This is a genomic window from Streptomyces atratus (genome assembly GCF_040655115.1).
GTDB classification, from domain to species: Bacteria; Actinomycetota; Actinomycetes; order Streptomycetales; family Streptomycetaceae; genus Streptomyces; species Streptomyces atratus_D.
In genome coordinates this window covers 1-3,180 of record NZ_JBFAJH010000118.1, presented here as the reverse complement: position 1 = coordinate 3,180, position 3,180 = coordinate 1, and the positions used below count along the sequence as shown (strand labels likewise).

Genomic DNA, 3,180 nt, shown 5'->3' with positions numbered 1-3,180 from the left:
GCTTGAGAACTGCACAGTGGACGCGAGCATCTGTGGCCAAGTTTTTAAGGGCGCACGGTGGATGCCTTGGCACCAGGAACCGATGAAGGACGTGGGAGGCCACGATAGGCCCCGGGGAGCTGTCAACCGAGCTTTGATCCGGGGGTGTCCGAATGGGGAAACCCGGCAGTCGTCATGGGCTGTCACCCGCTGCTGAACACATAGGCAGTGTGGAGGGAACGAGGGGAAGTGAAACATCTCAGTACCCTCAGGAAGAGAAAACAACCGTGATTCCGGGAGTAGTGGCGAGCGAAACTGGATGAGGCCAAACCGTATGCGTGTGATACCCGGCAGGGGTTGCGCATGCGGGGTTGTGGGATCTCTTTTTCACGGTCTGCCGGCTGTGAGACGAGTCAGAAACCGTTGATGTAGGCGAAGGACATGCGAAAGGTCCGGCGTAGAGGGTAAGACCCCCGTAGCTGAAACATTGACGGCTCGTTTGAGAGACACCCAAGTAGCACGGGGCCCGAGAAATCCCGTGTGAATCTGGCGGGACCACCCGCTAAGCCTAAATATTCCCTGGTGACCGATAGCGGATAGTACCGTGAGGGAATGGTGAAAAGTACCGCGGGAGCGGAGTGAAATAGTACCTGAAACCGTGTGCCTACAAGCCGTGGGAGCGTCGCTGTTGTTCTTCGGAGCAACAGTCGTGACTGCGTGCCTTTTGAAGAATGAGCCTGCGAGTTTGCGGTGTGTTGCGAGGTTAACCCGTGTGGGGAAGCCGTAGCGAAAGCGAGTCCGAATAGGGCGTTTCAGTAGCACGCTCAAGACCCGAAGCGGAGTGATCTAGCCATGGGCAGGTTGAAGCGGAGGTAAGACTTCGTGGAGGACCGAACCCACCAGGGTTGAAAACCTGGGGGATGACCTGTGGTTAGGGGTGAAAGGCCAATCAAACTCCGTGATAGCTGGTTCTCCCCGAAATGCATTTAGGTGCAGCGTCGTGTGTTTCTTGCCGGAGGTAGAGCACTGGATAGGCGATGGGCCCTACCGGGTTACTGACCTTAGCCAAACTCCGAATGCCGGTAAGTGAGAGCACGGCAGTGAGACTGTGGGGGATAAGCTCCATGGTCGAGAGGGAAACAGCCCAGAGCATCGACTAAGGCCCCTAAGCGTACGCTAAGTGGGAAAGGATGTGGAGTCGCAGAGACAACCAGGAGGTTGGCTTAGAAGCAGCCACCCTTGAAAGAGTGCGTAATAGCTCACTGGTCAAGTGATTCCGCGCCGACAATGTAGCGGGGCTCAAGCGTACCGCCGAAGTCGTGTCATTCGTACATGTATCCCCAACGGGAGTACGGATGGGTAGGGGAGCGTCGTGTGCCGGGTGAAGCAGCCGCGGAAGCGAGTTGTGGACGGTTCACGAGTGAGAATGCAGGCATGAGTAGCGATACACACGTGAGAAACGTGTGCGCCGATTGACTAAGGGTTCCTGGGTCAAGCTGATCTGCCCAGGGTAAGTCGGGACCTAAGGCGAGGCCGACAGGCGTAGTCGATGGACAACCGGTTGATATTCCGGTACCCGCTTTGAAACGCCCAATACTGAATCAGGCGATGCTAAGTCCGTGAAGCCGGCCCGATCTCTTCGGAGTTGAGGGTAGTGGTGGAGCCGACGAACCAGACTTGTACTAGGTAAGCGATGGGGTGACGCAGGAAGGTAGTCCAGCCCGGGCGGTGGTAGTCCCGGGGTAAGGGTGTAGGGCGTGTGGTAGGCAAATCCGTCACACATGAGCCTGAGACCTGATGCCGAGCCGATTGTGGTGAAGTGGATGATCCTATGCTGTCGAGAAAAGCCTCTAGCGAGTTTCATGGCGGCCCGTACCCTAAACCGACTCAGGTGGTCAGGTAGAGAATACCGAGGCGTTCGGGTGAACTATGGTTAAGGAACTCGGCAAAATGCCCCCGTAACTTCGGGAGAAGGGGGGCCATCACTGGTGATTGGATTTACTCCATGAGCTGGGGGTGGCCGCAGAGACCAGCGAGAAGCGACTGTTTACTAAAAACACAGGTCCGTGCGAAGCCGTAAGGCGATGTATACGGACTGACGCCTGCCCGGTGCTGGAACGTTAAGGGGACCGGTTAGCTGACTTTCGGGTCGGCGAAGCTGAGAACTTAAGCGCCAGTAAACGGCGGTGGTAACTATAACCATCCTAAGGTAGCGAAATTCCTTGTCGGGTAAGTTCCGACCTGCACGAATGGCGTAACGACTTCTCGACTGTCTCAACCATAGGCCCGGTGAAATTGCACTACGAGTAAAGATGCTCGTTTCGCGCAGCAGGACGGAAAGACCCCGGGACCTTTACTACAGTTTGATATTGGTGTTCGGTTCGGCTTGTGTAGGATAGGTGGGAGACTTTGAAGCAGCCACGCCAGTGGTTGTGGAGTCGCCGTTGAAATACCACTCTGGTCGTGCTGGATGTCTAACCTGGGTCCGTGATCCGGATCAGGGACAGTGTCTGATGGGTAGTTTAACTGGGGCGGTTGCCTCCTAAAGAGTAACGGAGGCGCCCAAAGGTTCCCTCAGCCTGGTTGGCAATCAGGTGTTGAGTGTAAGTGCACAAGGGAGCTTGACTGTGAGACCGACGGGTCGAGCAGGGACGAAAGTCGGGACTAGTGATCCGGCAGTGGCTTGTGGAAGCGCTGTCGCTCAACGGATAAAAGGTACCCCGGGGATAACAGGCTGATCTTCCCCAAGAGTCCATATCGACGGGATGGTTTGGCACCTCGATGTCGGCTCGTCGCATCCTGGGGCTGGAGTCGGTCCCAAGGGTTGGGCTGTTCGCCCATTAAAGCGGTACGCGAGCTGGGTTTAGAACGTCGTGAGACAGTTCGGTCCCTATCCGCTGCGCGCGTAGGAATATTGAGAAGGGCTGTCCCTAGTACGAGAGGACCGGGACGGACGAACCTCTGGTGTGCCAGTTGTCCTGCCAAGGGCATGGCTGGTTGGCTACGTTCGGAAAGGATAACCGCTGAAAGCATCTAAGCGGGAAGCCTGCTTCGAGATGAGTATTCCCACCTCCTTGAGAGGTTAAGGCTCCCAGTAGACGACTGGGTTGATAGGCCAGATGTGGAAGCCTGGTAACGGGTGGAGCTGACTGGTACTAATAGGCCGAGGGCTTGTCCTCAGTTGCTCGCGTCCACTGTGTT

1 rRNA gene is annotated in these 3,180 nt (G+C 56.4%); it reads left to right on the top strand.

Annotated features, from left to right (window positions below):
* The first annotated feature begins 34 nt into the window (after positions 1 to 34).
* A 23S ribosomal RNA gene (locus tag AB0I23_RS41145) occupies positions 35 to 3,158 on the top strand.
* Positions 3,159 to 3,180: the final 22 nt, after the last annotated feature.